Origin of the sequence: Streptosporangium vulgare (assembly GCF_042428775.1) — a bacterium.
GTDB classification, from domain to species: domain Bacteria; phylum Actinomycetota; class Actinomycetes; order Streptosporangiales; family Streptosporangiaceae; genus Streptosporangium; species Streptosporangium vulgare.
Map to the genome: position 1 here is coordinate 614,445 of NZ_JBHMBS010000001.1, position 22,021 is coordinate 636,465.

The following is a 22,021-nucleotide window of genomic DNA, read 5'->3' on the forward strand; positions in this document are numbered from 1 at the left end:
CCGTTGTGCGAGCAACCGGAGGTGTGAACGTGACACTAACCGAAGGTGGTTCGGGAATAACCGGATGATCCAGAGTGATAGGGACTTAGGTAGAAACGTTCCCCGTCGAAAGGACACCCCCCGCGTGGCGAGCAAGATGACCACCGCAGTCATGCGCAGGGGACTCGGGGTCCTCGGGGTCGCCATCCGGGCGGAGAAGTCGATCTTCTCCGCCGCGGTGCTGTCCAGCGCCCTGTACGGCGTGATGACCGTCGCCGCGGCGTGGGCGCTGGGCTGGGCCACCGACCACGTCGTGCTCCCGGCCTTCAGGGACGGGCGGATCACGACGGGCACGCTCACCCTCGGCGCGCTCCTCATCCTCGGGGTCTCCCTGCTCAAGGCGCTGGGCGTGGCCGGACGCCGGTATTTCGCCGGGGTCATGCAGTATCGGATGCAGGCCCGCTCCCGCCGAGACGTCACCCGCCAGTATCTGAGGCTCCCCCTCGCCTGGCACCACAGGCATCCGACCGGGCAGCTGCTGTCGAACGCCGGGTCCGACGTGGAGGCCGCCTGGGCGCCGCTCGCCCCGCTGCCGATGGCGGTCGGCGTGGTCGTGATGCTGGTGACCGCCGCCGTCGCGATGGTGATCACCGATCCGATCCTCGCTCTCGTCGGGTTCCTCGTCTTTCCCGCGATCGCCGTGCTCAACCTGGTCTACCAGCGCAAACTCAATCCGCTGGCCACCCGTGCCCAGCAGTTGCGGGCCGAGGTCAGCGAGATCGCCCACGAGAGCTTCGACGGCGCCCTGGTCGTCAAGACCCTCGGCCGCGAGGACGAGGAGACCGCCAGGTTCCAGGCCAAGGCAGGCGAGTTGCGCGACGCCAACATCGCCGTGGGCCGGGTCCGCGGCCTGTTCGACCCGATGCTGGAGGCGCTGCCCACCCTGGGCGTGCTCGCGGTGCTGCTGATCGGCGCGATGCGGCTGGAGAGCGGCGCGATCGGCTCCGGGGTGCTCGTCCAGGTCGCCTACCTGTTCACCCTGCTCGCCTTCCCGATCCGCGCGCTGGGCTGGGTGCTCGCCGAGCTGCCCCGGGCCGTCGTCGGCTACGAGCGGATCCAGGCCGTGCTCGACGCCACCGGCTCCATGGAGCACGGCGCCGTCGAGCTGCCCGGCACCGAACCGGCCAGGCTGGAGGTCCGCGACCTCGGCTACGCGTACGGCGACGGCGAGTTCCCCGTCCTGCGCGAGGTGAGCCTGGAGGTCGGGCCCGGCCGTACCGTCGCCCTGGTCGGCCCCACCGGCTCGGGCAAGTCGACGCTCGCCCAGGCCCTCGTCCGCCTGGTCGACCCGGCGGAGGGCGCCGTGCTGGTGGACGGCACGGACCTGCGCGAGGTCGCCAGGAACGGGGTGAGCGACGCGGTGGCGCTGGTGCCGCAGCAGACGTTCCTGTTCGACGACACCGTACGCGGCAACGTCACCCTCGGCCGGCCGATCGGGGACGAGGACGTCTGGGCGGCGCTGCGCCTGGCCCAGGCCGAGGGGTTCGTCAGCGCCCTGCCCTCGGGGCTGGACACCCGGGTCGGCGAGCGTGGCACCACCCTGTCGGGCGGCCAGCGCCAGCGGATCGCCCTGGCCCGCGCGCTGGTGCGCCGCCCGCGGCTGCTCGTCCTGGACGACGCCACCTCCAGCGTCGACCCGCAGGTCGAGGCGAGGATCCTGTACGGGCTGCGGGACGCGGCCCAGGTCTCAACCGTGGTCGTCATCGCCTACCGGATGGCCACCATCGCCCTGGCCGACGAGGTCGTCTACCTCGACCACGGCCGGGTCGTCGACCGGGGCGGTCACGCGGAGCTGCTCGCCCGCTGCGAGGGCTACCGCAACCTGGTCACCGCCTACGAACGCCAGGGCGCCGAGCGCGAGGCGCTCGACGCCGAGCAAGCCGAGCAAGAGGAAGAGGTCAGCGCGTGAGGAAGCACTACCGGCCGGGGGAGCGCCCCGCCGGGCCGACGCGGGGCCGCGGTCCGCTGGAGCTGGATCTGAACCTGGAACCGGGGCTGGGGGGACGGTGCCGGTGAGCTCGTTCCAGGGGGTCGAGCGATCGGGGCTGGCCACCGTCAGGCACGGCCTGTCGCTCACGCCGGAGTTCCGCAAGGGGCTGGCCGGCACGCTCGCGCTCGCCGTGGTGGCCACGGTCGGCAAGATCATTGTGCCGATCGCGGTCCAGCAGACCATCGACACGGGGCTCGCGGAGGGCGCCCCGGACGTGGCCTACGTCCGCACCGCCGTGCTGCTGTGCGCCGCCGCCGTGGTGTTCACCGCGCTGTGCGCGTACCTGATGAACGTCCGCCTCTACCGGGCCACCGAGTCCTCGCTCGCCACGCTCAGGGTGCGCGGCTTCCGGCACGTGCACGACCTGTCGGTGCTCACCCAGAACTCCGAGCGGCGCGGCGCCCTCGTCTCCCGGGTCACCGGTGACGTCGACCAGATCAGCGTGTTCATGCAGTGGGGCGGGCTGATGATCATCATCGCCCTGGGCCAGCTCCTGGTCGCCACCGGGCTGATGTTCGTCTACTCCTGGCAGCTCGCCCTGCTGGTGTGGCTGTGCTTCCTGCCGCTCATGGTCGTCCTGCCGCGCTTCCAGCGGTGGCTCTCCGGTGCCTACACGCGGGTCCGCGAGCGCACCGGCGACATGCTCTCGGCCGTCAGCGAGTCGGTCGTGGGCGCGGCCGTGATCAGGGCCCACGGCTCCGAGGCCCGTACGGCCGAGCGGCTCGACGTCGCGATCGACGCCAACATGGCGGCGCAGGCCCGCACCCAGCGGATCGTCGCGACCGTGTTCCCGCTGACCGAGATCGTCGCCGCCGTCACCCTGGCGGCCGTGGTGCTGGTCGGGGTACGGCTCGGGCTGGCCGAGGACATCACCGAGGGGCGCCTGGTCGCCTTCCTCTTCCTCATCACGCTGTTCGTCTCGCCGATGCAGATCGCCACCGAGGTGCTCAACGAGGCGCAGAACGCCGTCGCCGGGTGGCGGCGCATCCTCGGCGTGCTCGACACCCCCGCCGACGTCGCCGACCCGGGCCCGGAGGGGGTGGAGCTGCCGCGCGGTCCCATCTCGGTCTCCTTCGAGGACGTGGGGTTCTCCTATCCCGGAGGGGTCCCGGTGCTGCACGGGGTCTCGGCGGACATCCCGCCGCGCTCGCGGATCGCGGTGGTGGGGGAGACCGGTTCCGGCAAGACGACCTTCGCCAAGCTGCTCACCCGCCTGATGGACCCGGTCTCGGGGCGGATCACGGTCGACGGTCACGACCTGCGGACCGTCCGGTTCTCCTCGCTGCGCAGCCGCATCGTCATGGTGCCGCAGGACGGCTTCCTGTTCGACGGCACCCTCGCGGAGAACATCGCCTTCGGCCGCCCCTCGGCGACCGAGGCGGAGATCCGGCTCGCCATGACCGAGCTGGGGCTCACCGACTGGCTGGAGGGGCTGCCCGCCGACCTGTCGACCAGGGTCGGCCAGCGCGGCGAGTCGCTGTCGGCGGGCGAGCGCCAGCTCGTCGCGCTCGCCCGCGCCTACCTGGCCGACCCCGACCTGCTGCTGCTGGACGAGGCCACCTCCGCGGTGGACCCGGCGACCGAGGTGCGGCTGGCCCGCGCCCTGGAGGGCGCGACCCGGGGCCGCACCGCCGTCTCCATCGCCCACCGGCTCTCCACCGCCGAGGCGGCGGACGAGGTGTTCGTCTTCGACAAGGGCCGGATCGTGCAGCGCGGCCCGCACGCCGAGCTGGTACGCCGGCCCGGCGTCTACGCGGACCTGCACGCCTCCTGGGTCTCGGCCGCCCGCTCCTAGCGGTTCACGCCGACCCACGGATGATCTTCTCGAAGGGGTGGGGGCCGACCTTCTCGGGGTCGGCCCCCAGGTCGTAGAGCGGGGTGTATCCGGTCGCGAGGTACAGCCCGGCCGCCTCGGGCTGCCGGGGGCCCGTGGTCAGGTAGATCCTGCGGTAGCCCTGCCGCGCGGCCTCCCGCTCCAGCTCCCGTACGACGGCGACGCCCAGGCCGCGCCTGCGGTGGTCCGGATGGGCCCAGATCCGCTTGAGCTCGGCGGTCTCCTCGTCGTGACGGAAGAACGCGCCACCGGCGACGGTCCGCCCGTGCTCGACGAGGACGAGGAACGCGCCCCCGTGCTCGGGGGTGAACCGCTCGTCGGGGTAGCGGCTCATCTCCTCGTTGGGCCCGTACCGGCTGGCGTACTCGTGGTGCAGGTCCTCCAGGAGCGGTCTGACCTCGGGGTCGCGGACGGCCACGTACCGCACCTGGAGGGAGGCTTCCGGGGCCGGGGGACGGGGACGTTCGGTGCCCGGGGCGGCGGGCCTCGCGGAGTCGATCGTCACTTCGGCTGCCTCGGCAGGCCGGGCGGGTTGATCTTCGAGGTGGGCAGAGCCTCGTTGTCCAGGCCCCAGCGCTTGAGCACCTCGGCGTACTTGCCGTTCTCGATGAGCGTGTTGATCGCCTCGTTGACCGGCTGGACCAGGCCGTTGCCCTTCAGGGTCATCACCGCGATCAGGCCGTCGACCGACCCGCCGCCCGAGAGCGTGCCGACGATCCTGCTGTCGCCGCCCACCGCGACCTGGTAGGCGATGGTGGGGTTCGGGCCCAGGTAGGCCTGGACGCGGCCGGACTTCAGCGCGAGCAGGACGTCGCCGTACTTCTGGTAGTACTGGATGTTCGCGGCCTTGAGCCCGGCCTTCTGGTTCTGCGCGTCCCACTCGAGCAGGATCTTCTCCTGGTTGGTGCCGGAGCCGACGGAGACGTTCAGCCCGGCGATGTCGGCGGCCTTCTCGATCTTGGTGATCGGGCTGTCCTTGCCGACCTGCCAGGCTAGCTGGTCCACCCGGTAGGTGGCGAAGTCGTAGATGTCCTTGCGCTCCTCCGTCACCGTGACGTTGTTGAGCACCAGGTCGTACTTGCCGGACTTGACCGCGAGGAACAGGTTCTCCCAGGAGGTGTTCTCCTCCTTCAGGGGCAGGCCCAGCACGTCGGCGATCAGGTGGGCGAGGTCGGTCTCCACGCCGATCAGGGTGGTGTCGTCGTCGGCGAGGGACACCAGGGGCGGCGCGCCCTCGCCGTTGAATCCGGCGGTGAGCGCGCCCTTGGACCGGATCGCCTCGGGGACCTTGGCGGCGATCGCCTCCACCTTCTCGGCGCGGACGCGGTTCTGCTCGGGAGATATGTTGATCTTCACCCCGCCGGTTCCCGACGGGGCCGCGGCCGGGGCGGCCTCCGCCCTGTCCGTCGTACCGGCTGAGGTTCCGGCACCGCCGCAGGCGGCGGCGAGGAGGAGTGGCAGGGCGGCGATGGCGGGGGCGAGCCTCGATATGAACGACATGTCGGTCCTTGCTCGGGTGGTGGGTGCGGGGGTGACGGGTGAGCGGTGGGTGGTGGGTGGTGCGGGAGGTTGTTCGTGAGGGGACTTTGAGGGTTTTCGCGAAGGGGCCTCAGGGAGGAGCTTTGTGAGGGGTCTTCGTGAGAGGGGCTTCGCGAGAGGGGCTTCGCGAGAGGGGCTTCGCGAGGGGTCAGAGGACCTTGCTGAGGAAGAGACGGGTGCGCTCGTGCCGGGGGGCGTCCAGCACCTCGGCCGGAGTGCCCCGCTCGACGATCCGGCCCTCGTCCATGAAGACCACGGTGTCGGCGACCTCGCGGGCGAAACCGACCTCGTGGGTGACGACGATCATGGTGGTCCCGCTCCCGGCGAGGCCCTTGACCACGTCGAGCACCTCGCCGACGAGCTCCGGGTCCAGCGCGGACGTCGGCTCGTCGAAGAGGATGACCTTGGGCTCCAGGGCCAGGGCGCGGGCGATGGCCACCCGCTGCTGCTGCCCGCCGGAGAGCTTGCGGGGGTAGGAGTGCGCCTTGTCGGAGAGCCCGACCCGCTCCAGCAGCCGGGTCGCCAGCGCGTCCACCTCCGTCTTCGGCCTGCGCTGGGCCGACCGGGGCGCCTCGGTGACGTTCTGGCGCACGGTCAGGTGCGGGAAGAGGTTGAAGTTCTGGAAGACGAAGCCGATCTTGGTCCGCTGCCGGAGGATCTCGCGTTCGGGCAGCTCGTACAGCTTGTCGCCGGACCTGCGGTAGCCGACCAGCTCGCCGTCGACGCTCACCGAGCCGCTGTCCACCTTCTCCAGGTGGTTGACGGTACGGAGAAGCGTGGACTTTCCCGATCCCGACGGGCCCAGGATCACCGTGACCTCGCCCGCGGCGACCCGCAGGTCCACTCCGCGCAGCACCTCCAGCGACCCGAAGCTCTTGTGCACGCTCCGCAGCTCGACCATCGCGGCGCTCATGCCCGGCCCTTCCCGTAGTGCCGCTCGACGTAGTGCTGCGCGACGGACATCACGGAGGTCATGACGAGATACCAGATGGTCGCCACCAGCAGCAGGGCGATGACCCTGCCGTTGCGGTTGAAGATCACCTGGACCTGGTAGAAGAGCTCGGGCAGGGCCATGATGTAGACGACCGAGGTGCCCTTGACCAGGCCGATGATCTCGTTGCCCGCGGTCGGCACGATCGACCGCATGGCCTGCGGCAGGACGATCCGGAACAGCTGCCTGGTCCTGGGGATGCCCAGCGCCGCGGCCGCCTCCCGCTGGCCGTGGTCCACCGAGAGCAGCCCGGCCCGGACGATCTCCGCGGCGTAGGCGGCCTGGTGCAGTGCGAGGCCCAGCGCTGCGGCGGTGACCGGGCCGATCAGGTCCATCGTCCCGATGTCGAAGAACGCCGGGCCGAACGGCACGCCGAAGGAGATCCTCGGGTACAGCAACGCCAGGTTGTACCAGAACAGCAGCTGCAGGATCAGCGGCACCGATCGGAACAGGGCGATGTAGCCCCAGGCGACCGAGTTGAGCAGCGGATTCCCCGACAGCCGCATGAGCGCCAGGACCGTGCCGAGCAGGAAGCCGAAGACGATTCCCAGCGCGGTCAGCTCCAGGGTGAACACGACCGACCGCAGCACGGAGGGCGCGAACAGATACTCCCCGACCACCTCCCACTCCCAGGCCGGGTTGGTGACCAGCGCGCTGACCGCCATGGACAGCAGCACGGCGACGCCCAGGGCGGCCACCCATCGCCCGGGGTGACGGGTGGTGACCACCTTCAGCGGGCGCTCGTCGGCCGCCGCGTCTCCCGGGTCGCCGGGGGGCCCGCCCGCGGGGGGAGTGGCGGCCAGGATCACGCGGGGTCCGGCAGTGGTTCCGGCGCCCCCGGCGGACCCGCCGGGGGCGGACGCGGGGACGAGGCGGGCCCTGCTCCACGCGTACCCGCGGGGCCCGCTTTCCCGGCGGCCCGTCATCGAGGACGGCGCCGCCGGGGAGGTCACGGAGGTCACGGCGTTCGCGGGGATCGCGAGGGCTGAGTGGGTCGCGGGGGCCGCGGGGGCCGCGGGGGCCGCGGGGGGATCGTGCGTGTCACCGCCGTCGGCGCCTGAGAATTCGACGGGCATGGCTGAGGCCTTTCTGGCTGGTCGTACCGGGCGTGGGGGCGTGGGGGTGGTGCGCAGCGCCGGAAGACCGGAGGGGCGCCGGAAGATCGGGAGGGCGGTGGCGACGCGGATCGGCGACGACAGGGGAGGACGCGGGTCAGCGACGACAGGGGAGAGGGCGGGCGCGGCGGGGGGCGAGGTGCTCGCCCGCCACCGGCGGGAACTCTGGGCGCACGGCATCACTTCAACACACGTTCACAATCCCGTCAAGACCTACTTGTTTAGTAGGTTTTTAATCGGGGCGGATCGACCGGCAAAGAACGGGACGGATCACCCGCGAAGAAAGGGGCGCTCAGGAAGGATTAGCCTGCTCAGGGCGAGGTAGAGGCAGGGCAGAGGCGGGCCCCACGCCCGCCCGAGGGAAGGGACCGATGGCAGAGTTGGTTGGCGGGGAAACGTCGGACGGCCAGTTCCCCGTGGTGGACGTCCACGCGGCGATAGACCGCAGCGACCTGCTCGACGAGCTGACCGATCTGCGGGTCAACGACGATGACGACGACGATCCCGTGCTGGTCCGCAAGGACGGCAGCCCGGTCGACACCTGGCGGGAGAAGTATCCCTACGGGGAGCGGATGGACCGGGCGGAGTACGACCGGCTCAAGCGGCTCCTCCAGATCGAGCTCCTCAAGCTCCAGTACTGGATCAAGGACACCGGGGGGCGCATGGTCGTCCTCTTCGAGGGACGCGACGCCGCGGGCAAGGGCGGCACGATCAAGCGCTTCATGGAGCACCTCAACCCCCGGGGCGCGAACGTGGTGGCGCTGGAGAAGCCGAGCGAGCGCGAGAGCACCCAGTGGTACTTCCAGCGCTACATCTCCCACCTGCCCGCCGCCGGTGAGATGGTCTTCTTCGACCGCTCCTGGTACAACCGCGCCGGGGTCGAGCGGGTGATGGGCTTCTGCACCCCCGAGGAATACCTGGAGTTCCTGGAGCAGGCCCCCGAGTTCGAGCGGATGCTCGTCCGCGACGGCATCCACCTGGTGAAGTTCTGGTTCTCGGTCTCGCGGAGCGAGCAGCGCACCCGGTTCGTGATCCGCCAGGTCGACCCGGTGCGGCAGTGGAAGCTCTCGCCGATGGACCTGGAGTCGCTCGACAAGTGGGAGGACTACACCGCCGCCAAGGAGGACATGTTCATCCACACCGACACGGAGGAGGCCCCGTGGACGGTGATCAAGAGCAATGACAAGAAGCGGGCCAGGATCGAGGCGATGCGCCACGTCCTGAGCCTGTTCGAGTACGACAACAAGGACCACGAGATCGTCGGCACCCCCGACCCCAGGATCGTCGTCCACGCCGCCGACGTGCTCGACGACGACCGCAGCCACTGAGCCGGCTCCCACGCCGCCCCTGGGCCGCCCCTGTGCCCCCTCCGTGTTTCCGTCCCCGCTCCTTTCCCGGTTCCGGCCCTCCGGCCGCCGCGCCCGGCCTGACCGGTTACGGCGGAGCCGGGCACGACCCCTCTCCCCGGTTGCGGCACAATTGCCGCATGTCCCTTGACCTCGCCATCGCGGCCCGGCTGAAGCGAACCGCCGACGGGCTGGTGCCCGCCGTCGTCCAGCAGTACGACACCGGCGAGGTGCTCATGCTCGCCTGGATGGACGACGAGGCGCTGCACCGCACGCTCACCACCGGGAGGGCCACCTACTGGTCGCGCAGCCGCGGAGCCTACTGGGTGAAGGGTGACACCTCCGGCCACGTCCAGCACGTCAAGTCCGCCGCGCTCGACTGCGACGGCGACACCATCCTGCTCAAGGTCGACCAGGTGGGCGCCGCCTGCCACACCGGCGACCGGACCTGCTTCGACGCCGACGAGCTGACGGTGACCCGGGCGTGACGGCCAGGCGGGAGCTGTGGACCTGGCTCGCGGTGTGCGTGGCGGGCGCCGCCCTCGTGCTCCTCGCCGCCGGGCGCGACTGGTTCACCGTGACGTACGACACCCGCGAGGTGGCGGTCTCCGCGGCCGAACTGGTCCCCGCGCTCGGCCCCGCCGCCTGGGCCGCGCTCGCCGCGGTGGTCGCCGTCCTCGCCACGGGAGGCGTGTGGCGCGGGCTCGTCGGAGCGGTGATGGCGCTCGGCGGGGCCGGGATGATCGCCGGTTCCTGGTGGGGGAGCGGCGCGGGCGCCGCGCTGCGGATCGCCGCCGAGCGGGCGCCGATGTCCGCCGGCACCGCCCCGCAGGTCGCGTCGGCCGTCGTCTGGCCGATCCTCGCCTCCGCCGGGGGGCTCCTGCTGCTCGCCGGAGGCGTGGCGGCGATCCTGCGCGGCGGGCGCTGGCCGGGCATGTCCGGCCGGTACGACCGGCAGGGGCCCGGTCCCGCCGGCACCGCGAACCGTCCCGCCCCCACCGAGAGCGCTCCCAGCGAGCGGGCACTGTGGGACGCCATCGACGAGGGCACCGACCCGACGGCCGACCCGGACCCCCGCGAACGCTGACCCCCGGTGAGCGCCGGCCTCCGGCGAGGCCGATCTCCGCGAGCGCCGGTCCTGGTGGGCTCCGATTTCCGCGGACGCCGACCTCCGGTGGAACGCCGGGCCGCCGGAAACGTCAAGTGCCTCAAGTGTGTCGAGGATGAGCGCTTTCGGCTACGACTTGCTCACAACGCGCTTACAACCGTGAACGGATCCTCTCCTTCCTGGAGCATTTTCGCTAGGATTTCGCCCGCAACTCGGATAATTGGGGGTCATTCATGAGCTATGGCAATCACTCGGATGGCTATGGCCAGCCCCCAGGAGGTGGCGGCTACGGTTCCTCGGGTGGCTACGACCCATCCGGCGGTTACGGCTCCCCCGGCGGTTACGGCGCCAAGGGGTACGGAGGGTACGGCCCGCCCGACGGCGGCTACGACCCCTACGGCGGCTACGGCGCGCCGCCGCCCCACAGGGGCAACAACGGCATGGCCGTCGCCGCGCTGATCATGGGCATCGCGGGGCTGTTCATCTGCGGCCTCACCTCGATCGTGGGTGTGGTGCTCGGACACATCTCGCTGGGACAGATCAAGCGGACGGGCGAGGAGGGCCGGGGCATGGCCATCGCGGGCCTGGTCCTGTCCTACTTCGGCGTCCTGTGCTGGGTGGGGTTGGCGCTGCTGGTCTGGCTGATCGGCTTCGGCGCCCTGGCCGGCAGCGGCCTGAACTACTGACGCGGGGCCGGGCGTCCGGTGCCGGTTTCACGCGGGGCTCGCGTCCGGAGCCCCGGAGTCCCGGGGGCGGGGCGAGGCCGTGAGTAGGGTGGCCGGTGAGAGGTGCTGACGGGCCACGGAGACGGCACGGAGACGGCACGGGAATGGCACGGTGACCGTGTGGGGACGGCATGGTGACGGCGTGGTGACGGCGTGGTGACAGGGAAGACCGGGGTTTCGCGCGGGTCGCGTGCGGTGGCCGTGCTGGCGCCGCTCGGCACCGCGCTGGCGGCGGGCGCGGCGGTGGCGTTCGTGGGGGCGGTGGACCCCAACGAGCCCGGCCACTACCCGACCTGCCCGTTCCTCATGCTCACCGGCCTCTACTGTCCCGGCTGCGGCGGCCTGCGAACGGTGTACGCGCTCGTCCACGGCGATCCCGTGACGGCCCTGGGACTCAACCCGTTCGTCGTGCTCGTGATCCCGGTGCTGGTCGCGCTCTGGGGCCGGTGGACGCTGCGTGCCTGGTCGGGCGGCGAGTCCGGTGGCGTGCCCGCGGGGAAATCCATGCGCCCGGCGTACGTGTGGTTATTGCTCGCTTTGATGGTCGTGTTTTGGATAGCGCGAAATCTTCCTTTTGGGGAATTCCTGGCCCCATAGTCACCGATAGGTCTCACCCCGTGGCGGAGCGACCCCGGCAGGGCCGATAGCATCGGCGGAACAAGGGCAGTCGATTCGGGAGGGGCCTAACTCGTGAGCGAGCGGAGCGAGCGAACCACGGACACGGCAACGTTCGCGAACCTGGCCCCGGAGCTTCGCGAGGAGGGCAAGTGAGCGTGCTCGAGGAGATCCTCGAAGGAGTCCGCGCCGATCTGGCCGAGCGGCAGGAGAGGGTGACGCTGGCCGAGCTCAAGGAGCGGGCCGGGCGGGCGCCCGCCCCCCGCGACGCGTACGCGGCGCTGGGCGGCGACCAGGTGGCGGTCATCGCCGAGGTCAAGCGCTCCAGCCCGTCGAAGGGGGCTCTGGCCGCGATCGCCGACCCCGCCGCGCTGGCGGGTGACTACGAGTCGGGCGGCGCCCACGTCATCAGCGTGCTCACCGAGCGGCGGCGCTTCGGCGGCAGCCTCGACGACCTGGCCGCCGTGCGCGCCGTCGTCGACATCCCGGTGCTGCGCAAGGACTTCATCGTCACCTCGTACCAGCTGTGGGAGGCCCGTGCCTACGGCGCCGACCTGGCGCTGCTGATCGTCGCGGCGCTCGACCAGAACGCGCTGGTCTCGCTGATCGAGCGGGCCGAGTCGATCGGGCTCACCCCGCTGGTCGAGGTGCACACCGAGGAGGAGCTCGACCGGGCGCTCGCCGCCGGAGCCAAGATCATCGGTATCAACGCACGGAACCTCAAGACCCTTGAGGTCGACCGCGAGGTGTTCGCCAAGCTGGCTCCCAAGATCCCCGACGGCGTCATCAAGATCGCCGAGTCGGGCGTGCGCGGCCCCCACGACCTGCTCGCCTACGCCAGGGCGGGCGCCGACGCCGTCCTGGTCGGCGAGAGCCTGGTGACCGGCAAGGACCCGCGAGCCGCCGTGGTCGACCTGGTCACCGCCGGTGCCCACCCAGCATCCCGACCCGAGGGGCAGTAAGCAGTGACAACGCACGAGGGAACCGTCATCACCACCGCCGACCTCGCGGGGAACGCCGCCCACGGCAACGATCCCGACATCCACGGCAAGTTCGGCGTCTTCGGCGGACGCTACGTGCCCGAGGCGCTCATCCCGGCGCTGGACGAGGTCGCGGCCGAGTACGACAGGGCGAAGAACGACGTCGCGTTCCTGCGGGAGTTCGACCACCTGCTGCGCACCTACGCCGGGCGGCCGACCACGCTGACCGACGTCCCCCGCTTCGCCGAGCAGGCGGGCGGCGCCCGGATCGTCCTCAAGCGCGAGGACCTCACCCACACCGGCGCCCACAAGATCAACAATGTGCTCGGCCAGGCCCTGCTGACCAAGCGCCTGGGCAAGACGCGGGTGATCGCCGAGACCGGCGCCGGCCAGCACGGCGTCGCCACCGCGACCGCCGCCGCCCTGATGGGCCTGGAGTGCGTGATCTACATGGGGGCCGTCGACTGCGAGCGCCAGGCGCTCAACGTCGCCCGCATGAAGCTGCTCGGCGCCACCGTCGTCCCGGTCACCAACGGCAGCCAGACCCTCAAGGACGCCATCAACGAGGCGTTCCGCGACTGGGTCGCCAACGTCGACCGCACGCACTACCTCTTCGGCACCATCGCGGGCCCGCACCCGTTCCCGGAGATCGTCCGCGACTTCGCCCGGATCATCGGCGTCGAGGCCCGCCGCCAGATGCTGGAGCTCACCGGCAGGCTGCCCGACGCGGTCGCCGCCGCCGTCGGCGGTGGATCGAACGCCATCGGCATCTTCCACGCCTTCCTCGACGACCAGGACGTCCAGCTGCACGGCTACGAGGCGGGCGGCCGGGGCCTGGAGAGCGGCGAGCACGCCCTCACCCTCACCGCGGGCTCCGTCGGCGTGCTGCACGGCTCGCGCACCTACGTGCTGCAGGACGACGAGGGCCAGACGATCGAGTCGCACTCGATCTCGGCCGGCCTCGACTACCCCGGCGTCGGCCCCGAGCACGCCTGGCTCAAGGACAGCGGCCGCGCCACCTACCACGGCATCACCGACGCCGAGGCGATGGACGCCTTCGCGCTGCTCGCCCGCACCGAGGGCATCATCCCCGCGATCGAGTCCTCGCACGCGCTCGCCGGAGCCCTCAAGCTGGGCCGGGAGATGGGTCCCGAGGCGACGATCCTGGTCAACCTCTCGGGCCGGGGCGACAAGGACATGGGCACCGCGATGAAGTACTTCAACCTCTGAACCTCTGACGACCGACTTGCTTCCTCTCCGGCGGCCCGGAGGGGACGAACCGCAACGGAAGTAACGATGACGACTCTCCAGACGGTGTTCGCCAAGGCTAAGGCGGACGACCGCGCCGCCCTCATCGGATACCTGCCCGCCGGGTTCCCCAGCAAGGAAGGTGCGATCGCCGTCGCCACCGCCATGGTGGAGGCGGGCTGCGACGTGATCGAGATCGGTCTGCCCTACTCGGACCCCCTGATGGACGGTCCGACGATCCAGGACGCCGTCCACCGGGCGCTGACCAACGGCACCCGCATCGCCGACGTGCTGCGCACGGTCGAGGGCGTGGCCGCCACCGGCGCCGCCACCCTGGTCATGACGTACTGGAACCCGATCGACCGCTACGGCGCCGACCGCTTCGCCCGGGACCTGGCGAGCGCGGGCGGGGTGGGCACCATCACCCCCGACCTCACCCCCGAGGAGGCCGGCCCCTGGCGCGAGGCGAGCGCCGCGGCCGGGATCGACACGGTCTTCCTGGTCGCGCCCAGCTCCACCGAGGCCCGCATCGAGGCCGTCGTCGACAGCTGCACCGGCTTCGTCTACGCGGCGTCGCTGATGGGCGTCACCGGTGCCCGCGAATCGGTCGGCGAGGCCGCGCAGGGCCTGGTCGAGCGCACCCGCAGGCACACCTCCCTGCCGGTGTGCGTCGGCCTGGGCGTCGGCACCGGCCGCCAGGCCGCCGAGGTCGCCGGCTACGCCGACGGCGTCATCGTGGGGTCGGCGTTCATCCGTCGCGTCCTGGACGCCCCCGACGAGACCTCGGGTCTGGCGGCCGTCCGCGAGCTGGGCGCCGAGCTGGCGGCGGGCGTCCGAGGCTGAGGAGACCCGCCCGGGCGCGATCCCTCCCACGAGGGGTCGCGGCCGGGTTTCGTGCCTGTCGGACAGGCTTATTCGACGCTTATCCAGCCCGTGATGAGGTTTCCTTCGGATACCTTGCGTTCGCCGGAGACGTCCGCGCCCGGGCCTGGAATAGGAGAATGGTACTCGTGACCTCTGACAACCCCGCGCCCAATAGGTCGCGTTTCGTGATTTCGGCGCTACCCTGGGTAACGACCGTCTCGCGGCTGGTGCTGGCGGGCGTGCTGATCGTCGCGGGTTGGGGCAAGATCGGCACCCCGGTGCTCTCGGTTCAGGCGGTCGAGGCATATGAACTGCTCCCTGAATCGCTCGCCACGGCGGTCGGCTACGGCCTGCCGATCCTGGAGATCGTCGTGGGGGTGTTGCTGGTCGTCGGGCTGCTCACCCGGGCGGCGGGTGTCATCTCGGCACTGCTCATGCTGGCGTTCGTCATCGGGATCGCCTCGGCGTGGGCGCGCGGGCTGCGCATCGACTGCGGCTGCTTCGGCGGCGGCGGTCAGCTGGCGGCCGGGGTGGAGCCCGACTACCTCATCGACATCCTGCGTGACTTCGGTCTCTTCGGGCTCGGCGTGCTCGTCGCCTGGTTCCCTCCGGGCCGCCTCGCGCTGGACTCCGCCCTGGGCCTCACCCCGGGACAGGAGCCGTACGGCGACTCTGACGGCAACCCCGAGGGCGATCCCGACGGCGACACCGGCGGTGACGACGAGGAGGAGCACCAGGAGAAGGAGACTGTCTGATGGGCAAGGCCGCGCGGGAGCAGTCGGCGCGTGATCGGATCAAGGCGCAGCGCGAAGAGCAGCTGGTGAAGGAGAGGCGTAAGCGCATGGTGACCATCGGGACGGTCGCCGTCGTCGCGGTCGCCGCAGTCGGGTCGGGCTGGTGGTTCGCCGCCCAGAGCAGCAGGTCCGAGAAGGTCGGCGCCTCGCTCGCACCGGTCACCGTCACCTCGGACGGTTCGGTGGTCATGGCCAAGGCGGGCGTGGAGAAGCCGGTCCTGGACGTCTTCGAGGACTTCCAGTGCCCCGCCTGCGAGGCACTGGAGAGGACCAGCGGCGCCACGATCAAGAACCTGGCGGCCGAGGGCAAGGCCAAGGTGGTCTACCACCCGATCACGATCTTCTCGGAGCAGACCAACAAGGGCGTCACCCGGGGTAACTCCCTGCGCGCGGGGGCGGCCTCCCGCTGCATCCCTGGAGGAGCCCCCTGGAGCAGGTTCCACGACAAGCTGTTCGAGGAGCAGCCGTCGGAGACCGCGGAGGGCTTCGCGATCCCCGACCTGATCGCCTGGGGCAAGGACGCCGGGGTGACCGACCCCAACTTCGAGAAGTGCGTGACCAGCCAGGAGAAGGCGTCCGCGCACCTCGCCTACAGCGCCGAGGTCCTCAAGAGCCAGAAGCTCACGGGCACCCCGACGCTGAAACTCAACGGCACCGAGATGGACACCGCGGTGGCTTTCAAACCGGCGGAACTACGCCAGGCCGTTCTTGATGCCGCCAAGTAGCGCGCGACACGGTAACGTCACCTGACATGCCCCTCGCCTCGATTCCCAGCCCCTCCCAGGGGGTCTGGCATCTCTTCGGCGTGGTCCCCATCCGGGCCTACGCACTGTGCATCGTGCTCGGCGTCGTCGTCGCGGTCGCCATCGGCGAGCGCCGCTGGCGCGCCCGCGGCGGTGTCCCTGGAACGATCGTGGATCTCGCCGTCTGGGCCGTGCCGTTCGGCCTGGTCGGTGGTCGCCTCTACCACGTCATCACCGACTGGCAGCTCTACTTCGGGCCGGACGCGCCCAACGAGCCGATCGAGGCGCTCTTCATCTGGAACGGCGGCCTGGGCATCTGGGGCGCCGTCGCGCTCGGTGGCGTGGGCGTCTGGCTGGGCTGCCGCGGCCGGGGCATCTCCCTGACCGCGGTGGCCGACACCGTGGCCCCCGGCATCGCGGTGGCCCAGGCCATCGGCCGCTGGGGCAACTACTTCAACCAGGAGCTGTTCGGCGGTCCCACCGACCTGCCGTGGGGCCTGGAGATCGACCCCGACCGGCCGGGCACGGTGCCGGGTGAGGACACCTACCACCCCGCGTTCCTGTACGAGTCGATCTGGGACCTGGGCCTGGCGCTGGTCCTCATCTGGATCGGCCGCAAGCTCATGCTCCGCCACGGCCGCCTGTTCGCGCTCTACGTCGCCGGCTACACCGTGGGCCGCTTCTGGATCGAGGGCCTGCGGATCGACACCGCCCACCACATCCTCGGCCTGCGGCTCAACCAGTGGACCTCGATCATCGTGTTCATCGGGGCGATGGCCTACTTCTGGTACACCAGGAACAAGACCGGCGAGGAGCGGGTCACCCCGGTGACCGATCCCGCCGACCTCACGGGCGGGGCCGCCGTTTCCGGGGACGAGGAGAGCGCGGGCGCGGATCCGGCTTCGGCTTCGGCGAAGGACGGTGACAAGGACGCGGACGCCGCCGCACCGGCCGCGGCCCTGGCCGCGTCGGGCGTGGGAGACGGCGCGGGGGACCCCGTCGATCCGGCCCACCCGTCCGACCAGGCCGACCAGGCGGAGAACGACGGCGAGACCGGGCAGGACGCCACGTCGCGGCCCGCCTCGGCGACGCTCGCGGCCGAGGGCTCGGGCACGGCCGGAGACTCGGTCGATCCGGCCCACCCGTCGGACCAGGCCGAGCCGGTGGAGGGCGCCCCCGTCACCGGGGAGCCCGGCGGAGCGGTTCCGGCCGCGGCCCCCGCCGGGATCATCTCGGAGGGCGTCACCCCAGGAAAGATCACTTCGGACGGCACCGCCTCGGGCAGGACCGTCCCGGACGGCGAGGCCGTCTCCGGCGGCGCCACCGCTGCCGACAGCGCCACGGTCTCCGACAGGGCCACCGTCGGAGACGAGGCCGCTCCGGGCGCGGAGAGAGACGATCTCCGCGAGGAGGCCGCGCCGAAGGCGCCGAAGGGCGTTCCCGAAGGCGAGAAAGAACGACGTTGACGTTCTTCCCACGGTCGAGGCCCCGGGGCCCCGGACACGCGGCCGGATCGTCCGGCACATCGGCGCGTCCCCTCTCCGGGGCCGAGACCGGCGGCTCGCCGCCTCCCCCGGGCGCTGATTCCCCGGGGTCTCATCGCGCCGAAGGACCGAAGTGAGCTCGGGCGCTCCCAGGGGGAGTGCCGAGATGCACCACCGGCATCGCGACGTCAACGGCGGCTGGCTGCGGCCGTCGGTGTTCGGCGCGATGGACGGTCTCGTCTCCAACTTCGCCCTGATCGCCGGGGTCGCCGGCGGCGCCGCGAGCACCGGGGTCATCCTGCTGGCCGGTATCGCCGGGCTGGCGGCGGGCGCGTTCTCCATGGCCGGTGGCGAGTACGTCTCGGTGGCCAGCCAGCGGGAGCTCGCCCTGGCCGAGATCGACGTCGAGCGGCGCGAGCTCGAACGCCATCCCGAGGCGGAGCTGGAGGAGCTCGCCAAGCTCTACGAGGAGCGGGGCGTCGACCCCGCTGTGGCGGCCGAGGTGGCCAGGCAGATCTCGCTGGACCCCGAGAGGGCCCTGGAGGTGCACACCGAGGCCGAGCTCGGCGTCACCTTCCGCGACCTGCCCTCGCCCAGGATCGCCGCGGTCTCCTCGTTCCTGTCGTTCGCCGTGGGCGCGCTCCTGCCCCTGCTGCCGTACCTGCTCGGTGTCACCAGCCTGACGGCCTCGGCGGTGATCTCCTGCCTGGCGCTGTTCGGCGCGGGCGCGCTGGTCTCCCGGGTCACCGCGCGCAGCTGGTGGTACAGCGGGCTGCGCCAGCTCGTCGTCGGCGCGGTCGCCGCCGGCCTCACCTTCGCCCTGGGCACCTTCCTGGGAGGAACCGCACTGTGACCCCGCCACCCCCGACCCCGGCCCCGCCCTCGCCGGCCCCCGGGCGCAAGCGTCGCCGTACCTCCGGCAAGGCGCGGACCTGGAGCGTCCCCCAGCTGGAGGAGTGGGGGCTGACCCTGACCCAGCAGCGGCTGGTGCTGGTGTTCGGCTCGCTGGCGGGAGTGCTGGTCGCCGCGCTCGCCCTCACCCTGGCGATCTCCGCGATCGGCAACGACTTCGTGCCCGAGCGGGCCACCGCCTCGGTCATCGGCACCGAACCCCGGCCGGACGTCTACAAGGGATGGCCCTCCTCCAAGGTGTTCGCGCCGATCGCGGAGAGCAAGGCCGACCCCAAGCCGCTGACGGTCAAGGACCTCTTCGCCAAGACCCTCAAGGAGGGCAGGATCACGCTGAGGCTGGCGGGCACCCCCCGGCTGGAGACCGACTGCTTGGCGGCGATCTGGGGTCAGGGGCTCGCCGACCTGCTCACCCAGGGAGGGTGCACCCAGGTGGCCAGGGGCCTGTACACCAGCGCCGACGGCCGTTACATCGCCCAGTACACCATGTTCAACCTCCGCGACACCGCCTCCGCCGACACGCTGGCGAACATGCTGACCACCCTGCACCGGGGCGGCTGGGTCCGGCCGCTGGAGACGCCCAGGGCGGCCTTCCCCGCCGGTGGGCACACCGAGGCGAGCGGTCACGCCATGGGGCACTACGCGGGCCTGGTCTGGATCGGCAGGGCCGACGGGGCGGAGCCGGGACCGAGGGACGACTTCGTCTCGCTCTCCCTGACACTCCGCGCCACGGAAAAGGCGATCTTCCGTCGTATCGTCGCCGCCTCCCCGGCACCCGCCCCGGCCCAGTAGTTCCCGTACGCCGGGTCGCTTCCCCGCTTCCCGGATCTTTCCGGCCGGTTTCCGCCGAACCGGCTGAGCGGGTCGAGTCAGCAGAGTCGGCCGAACCGGCTGAGTCGGCTGAGTCGTCCGAACCGACGGTGTCCGGTCATCCCGGGTCACGAAGCGTGAGCCTCTGATTTCGGGCAGGAATCCTGGTTCTTCGAGGGCCGGTGAGATGTCGAAGTAAGCTTTTTCCTCATGCGCAAGTGGATCATCATCGTCGTGCTGGCCGGGGTCGCCGGCCTGGGAGCCTTCCTGTGGCTGGGCGACGCGCCCGCCCCGCGTGCCGCCGTCCTGCGTGCGGAGCCCAGTACGGCCCACTACGCGCCCATCGCGACCCGGGCCCTCGATCCCCAGCCGCTCACCGTCGCCGAGATGTTCCCCGGCCCGTCGGTGTCGGCGGGCACGACCAGGCTCGCGCTCAAGAACACCGAGGCTCTCGCCGACTGCGCCGAAGCGGCCTGGGGGAGCGCGGAGGACGCGCTCGGCGGGTGCACGCAGGTGCTGCGGGCCCGTTACGAGACCGAGGACGGAGCGGTCTCCGGCCAGTTCCTGATCTTCAACCTCGCCGACTCCGCCGCCGCCGACAAACTCGTGGCGGCGCTCAGGAACGGCGGCTTCGTCCGGCCCGCCCCCGGCACGCCCGACGGCTTCGACGGCTCACGCAGCTGGGCCCAGGTCCGCGGCCTCGGGCACTACGTCACGGTGAGCTGGGTCGCCCCCGTCGTGCCGGGGAGCAAGGTGGATCTCACCTACCCGCAGGTCGCGGTGGACGGTCTCGGCCTGGTCATCCAGCGTCGGCTGGTGCGCTGAGGGAGCTCTCCACCGCGGCCCGCAGCTCCAGCAGCCGGTGGGCGGGCAGTTCCAGGACGGTGACGTCGCCCGCCCACGGGGCCACGGCGGCGACGACCGCCCTGGCCTGTTTCTTCGTCAGGTCGCCCCTCACCCTGATCAGGGCCTCGCGCCAGGTGTTGGCGAGCTTGCCGTGCGCGTTGTCCAGGACGCGGCGCAGGATCCTCGCCGCGTCGCCCGTCTCGCCGGCGTTCCCGGTGTTCCCGGTGTCCTCGGCGTTTCCGGCGTGCCGTACGTCCTCGGTGTTCCCGGTGTTCCCGGCGGGCGGTGCCACCCGTACGGCGCGCACGGACGCGCCCTCGGCGGTGAGCTCGTAGACGGGGGCGAGCAGGTCGGTGGGGAGATCCTTCGGGGGCGCGGCCAGCGTGACCCGGACCTCTGAGGCGCGGGTGGCGAGCAGCAGCCGGGGCAGCGCGGCCTCCAGACCGGCGGGTACGGAGATCGCCACCCTGGCCGGGTCGCTGGCGTAGGGCTTGGCCAGCCAGGTCGCCAGGCGCGCTCTGGGGGCCTTGGGCAGCACGTCACGGGGCCATTCGCCCACCAGCACCTCCGGGACGAACCCGTCGCCGGAGTCCGCGGCCGGGGCGGCGGCGGTGGGGGGCGCCGACTCCACGGACTGCGGGCCCTGCGTGTAGATGGCGGTGCCGGACGCCTCGACGCGGGCGGCCGCGGCGGGCCAGGTCCTCGTCGTGGGACGCAGGACGTACAGATCGGCGGCCGAACCGATGGCCTCGGCGCCGAAATAGCGGTTGAAGTCGGGATAGATCGCCTCGTTGACGAGGTTGAGCTGCGACAGGGTCTGCTGCACCTTGAGGGCGAGCGCGGGGGTGCGCTCGCTGGCGCCGTACGCCAGCATGATCCGGCCCTGCTCGCGGTCGCGCAGCCCCTCCGCGCAGCGGGCGACGAACAGCCCGACGCCCTCGGGGGTGTAGGGAGGGTCGGTGATCGCCAGGTCGGCCCAGGACCGCGCGGAGGCGGGCAGCCCCAGGCGCAGGTCGGCCCAGCGGGTCCGTACGGCCAGGCCGAGCCGGTCGGCCTGCCCGGCGATGTAGGCGAGGATGCGCTCGTCGACGTCGACGACGGTCACCTCGACGCCCGGGTGCAGCATCGCGGTGGCGAGCGAGGTCAGGTCGTGGTCGCCCACGCACAGCAGCCTGGCCCCGTCCAGCCAGAACCGGGCGTCCAGCAGCAGCGCCCGCCTGACCACGGTCTCGCCGGTCGCGGCGACGTGGTCCAGCGTGTGGCGGCCCCGGGGCGCCTTGGCGATCAGCTCGTCCATCCGCGCGACCAGGTCCGCGTGGCCGGGGAGCAGGTGGGCCACCGGGTCCGCGGGGGCGAGGGTCCTCGCCCCGGTCCGGACCGGTGCGGGGCCGGTGATTCCCGGTCCGGGCGGTGTGGGGCCGGTCGTCTCCGGACGGTCCGGTGCGGGGCCGGTGGTTCCCGGTCCGGGCGGTGTGGGGTCGCTCACTCGCGGTCCGGCCGGTGTCGAGGCGCTCTCCGCCTGTCCGGCAGCATCCTGCCTGGCAGGATCTTGCCGGGCCGAGGCCCGTTCCGCAGGGTCCTGCCTGGCAGGATGCTGCCAGGCAGGCGCCAGCCAGGCGGGAGGGGCCGGGAGCCTGAACCGGTCGCCGGAGCGCTCCAGCTCCGCGTCCACCTCACGCAGCAGCGCCTCGATGGTCCGCCGCGAGATCGCGGTCTCCCTGACCAGGTCGGCGAGCGTCCACCAGCGGCCGTCACCCAGGATGACCAGCGCGTTTCGCAGCCGCCTGCCGTCGACGCCCGCCCGCGCGACGAGCGCCTCGGCCCCGGTCTTCCCGGGGGTCTCCGGCACGCCCGATCGCCCCGACACGCCCGGGATGTCCGGAGTGCTGGTGTTTGTCAGACCGGTGGGGCCGTCCGGGCCGGTGGGGTCGTTCGGTTCCATTGGGCCACCATAGGGCCCGGACCTGGAATGTTGTGCCACCGTTGGGTGTTAAACGAACCGGGCGAACCGGCACTAATTCGGCGCGATCTCACCGGGTAG

The 22,021-nt window shown here is 71.7% G+C and carries 21 protein-coding genes; 16 read left to right on the top strand and 5 right to left on the bottom strand.

The features are described from left to right. Positions 1-136: 136 nt before the first annotated feature. On the top strand, positions 137-1,948 hold the full coding sequence (locus tag ACFFRH_RS02670; protein ID WP_344743810.1) for an ABC transporter ATP-binding protein: 1,812 nt from the start codon (positions 137-139) through the stop codon (positions 1,946-1,948). 103 nt (positions 1,949-2,051) lie between these two features. Then, complete coding sequence (locus ACFFRH_RS02675) at positions 2,052-3,824, top strand: ABC transporter ATP-binding protein (protein ID WP_344743788.1); 1,773 nt, start codon at positions 2,052-2,054, stop codon at positions 3,822-3,824. A gap of 4 nt (positions 3,825-3,828) precedes the next feature. Here ACFFRH_RS02675 and ACFFRH_RS02680 read toward each other — a convergent pair whose 3' ends face one another. The 4 genes from ACFFRH_RS02680 to ACFFRH_RS02695 all read right to left on the bottom strand — a co-directional run bounded on the left by ACFFRH_RS02680 (position 3,829) and on the right by ACFFRH_RS02695 (position 7,469). After that, on the bottom strand, positions 3,829-4,368 hold the full coding sequence (locus tag ACFFRH_RS02680) for a GNAT family N-acetyltransferase (protein ID WP_344743789.1): 540 nt from the start codon (positions 4,366-4,368) through the stop codon (positions 3,829-3,831). After that, a complete protein-coding gene (locus tag ACFFRH_RS02685; protein WP_344743790.1) occupies positions 4,365-5,363 on the bottom strand; it encodes an ABC transporter substrate-binding protein in 999 nt (332 codons plus the stop codon). The genes ACFFRH_RS02680 and ACFFRH_RS02685 overlap by 4 nt, the downstream gene beginning before the upstream one ends. A gap of 187 nt (positions 5,364-5,550) precedes the next feature. Continuing rightward, positions 5,551-6,315: an amino acid ABC transporter ATP-binding protein gene (locus ACFFRH_RS02690; RefSeq protein WP_344743792.1), complete on the bottom strand. Its 765-nt coding sequence runs from the start codon at positions 6,313-6,315 to the stop codon at positions 5,551-5,553. Further along, a complete protein-coding gene (locus ACFFRH_RS02695; RefSeq protein ID WP_344743793.1) occupies positions 6,312-7,469 on the bottom strand; it encodes an amino acid ABC transporter permease in 1,158 nt (385 codons plus the stop codon). Before ACFFRH_RS02695 ends, ACFFRH_RS02690 begins: the two co-directional genes overlap by 4 nt. Before the next feature lie 410 nt (positions 7,470-7,879). On the opposite strand from ACFFRH_RS02695, the gene ppk2 reads away from it, so the two are divergent. The 14 genes from ppk2 to ACFFRH_RS02765 all read left to right on the top strand — a co-directional run bounded on the left by ppk2 (position 7,880) and on the right by ACFFRH_RS02765 (position 19,959). Beyond that, positions 7,880-8,836 (top strand): polyphosphate kinase 2, encoded by a 957-nt coding sequence (gene ppk2 / locus ACFFRH_RS02700; RefSeq protein ID WP_344743794.1) that lies wholly within the window; start codon positions 7,880-7,882, stop codon positions 8,834-8,836. Between the two features lie 158 nt (positions 8,837-8,994). Next, positions 8,995-9,342 carry a phosphoribosyl-AMP cyclohydrolase gene (gene hisI / locus ACFFRH_RS02705; RefSeq protein ID WP_344743796.1) on the top strand — a complete coding sequence of 116 codons (348 nt, stop codon included), beginning with the start codon at positions 8,995-8,997 and terminating at the stop codon, positions 9,340-9,342. Continuing rightward, positions 9,339-9,941: a Trp biosynthesis-associated membrane protein gene (locus tag ACFFRH_RS02710; RefSeq protein ID WP_344743797.1), complete on the top strand. Its 603-nt coding sequence runs from the start codon at positions 9,339-9,341 to the stop codon at positions 9,939-9,941. Before hisI ends, ACFFRH_RS02710 begins: the two co-directional genes overlap by 4 nt. A 254-nt stretch (positions 9,942-10,195) precedes the next feature. Continuing rightward, the gene (locus tag ACFFRH_RS02715) at positions 10,196-10,648 is read left to right on the top strand and encodes a DUF4190 domain-containing protein (protein ID WP_344743798.1); all 453 of its coding nucleotides are present in this window, start codon (positions 10,196-10,198) and stop codon (positions 10,646-10,648) included. Between the two features lie 192 nt (positions 10,649-10,840). Continuing rightward, a complete protein-coding gene (locus tag ACFFRH_RS02720) occupies positions 10,841-11,284 on the top strand; it encodes a DUF2752 domain-containing protein (RefSeq protein WP_386153826.1) in 444 nt (147 codons plus the stop codon). A 170-nt stretch (positions 11,285-11,454) separates the two neighbouring features. Continuing rightward, positions 11,455-12,264 carry an indole-3-glycerol phosphate synthase TrpC gene (trpC, locus tag ACFFRH_RS02725; protein ID WP_344743800.1) on the top strand — a complete coding sequence of 270 codons (810 nt, stop codon included), beginning with the start codon at positions 11,455-11,457 and terminating at the stop codon, positions 12,262-12,264. Between the two features lie 27 nt (positions 12,265-12,291). Next, entirely contained in the window at positions 12,292-13,512 is a 1,221-nt protein-coding gene (trpB, locus tag ACFFRH_RS02730; RefSeq protein WP_344743811.1) for a tryptophan synthase subunit beta, read from the top strand. Between the two features lie 66 nt (positions 13,513-13,578). Then, positions 13,579-14,373 (top strand): tryptophan synthase subunit alpha, encoded by a 795-nt coding sequence (trpA, locus tag ACFFRH_RS02735; RefSeq protein WP_344743801.1) that lies wholly within the window; start codon positions 13,579-13,581, stop codon positions 14,371-14,373. Between the two features lie 206 nt (positions 14,374-14,579). Beyond that, positions 14,580-15,149, top strand: a complete 570-nt coding sequence (locus tag ACFFRH_RS02740) for a MauE/DoxX family redox-associated membrane protein (RefSeq protein ID WP_344743802.1) — start codon at positions 14,580-14,582, stop codon at positions 15,147-15,149. Then, on the top strand, positions 15,149-15,913 hold the full coding sequence (locus tag ACFFRH_RS02745) for a DsbA family protein (protein WP_344743804.1): 765 nt from the start codon (positions 15,149-15,151) through the stop codon (positions 15,911-15,913). Before ACFFRH_RS02740 ends, ACFFRH_RS02745 begins: the two co-directional genes overlap by 1 nt. Positions 15,914-15,939: 26 nt before the next feature. Next, positions 15,940-17,397, top strand: a complete 1,458-nt coding sequence (lgt, locus tag ACFFRH_RS02750; RefSeq protein WP_344743805.1) for a prolipoprotein diacylglyceryl transferase — start codon at positions 15,940-15,942, stop codon at positions 17,395-17,397. A gap of 184 nt (positions 17,398-17,581) precedes the next feature. Further along, on the top strand, positions 17,582-18,268 hold the full coding sequence (locus ACFFRH_RS02755; RefSeq protein WP_344743806.1) for a VIT1/CCC1 transporter family protein: 687 nt from the start codon (positions 17,582-17,584) through the stop codon (positions 18,266-18,268). Next, positions 18,265-19,116: a hypothetical protein gene (locus ACFFRH_RS02760; protein WP_344743808.1), complete on the top strand. Its 852-nt coding sequence runs from the start codon at positions 18,265-18,267 to the stop codon at positions 19,114-19,116. Before ACFFRH_RS02755 ends, ACFFRH_RS02760 begins: the two co-directional genes overlap by 4 nt. 228 nt (positions 19,117-19,344) lie before the next feature. Further along, positions 19,345-19,959, top strand: a complete 615-nt coding sequence (locus tag ACFFRH_RS02765) for a hypothetical protein (protein WP_344743809.1) — start codon at positions 19,345-19,347, stop codon at positions 19,957-19,959. Here the strand turns inward: ACFFRH_RS02765 and ACFFRH_RS02770 are convergent. Next, on the bottom strand, positions 19,934-21,922 hold the full coding sequence (locus ACFFRH_RS02770; protein ID WP_386153835.1) for a bis-aminopropyl spermidine synthase family protein: 1,989 nt from the start codon (positions 21,920-21,922) through the stop codon (positions 19,934-19,936). The genes ACFFRH_RS02765 and ACFFRH_RS02770 overlap by 26 nt on opposite strands. Positions 21,923-22,021 lie beyond the last annotated feature (99 nt).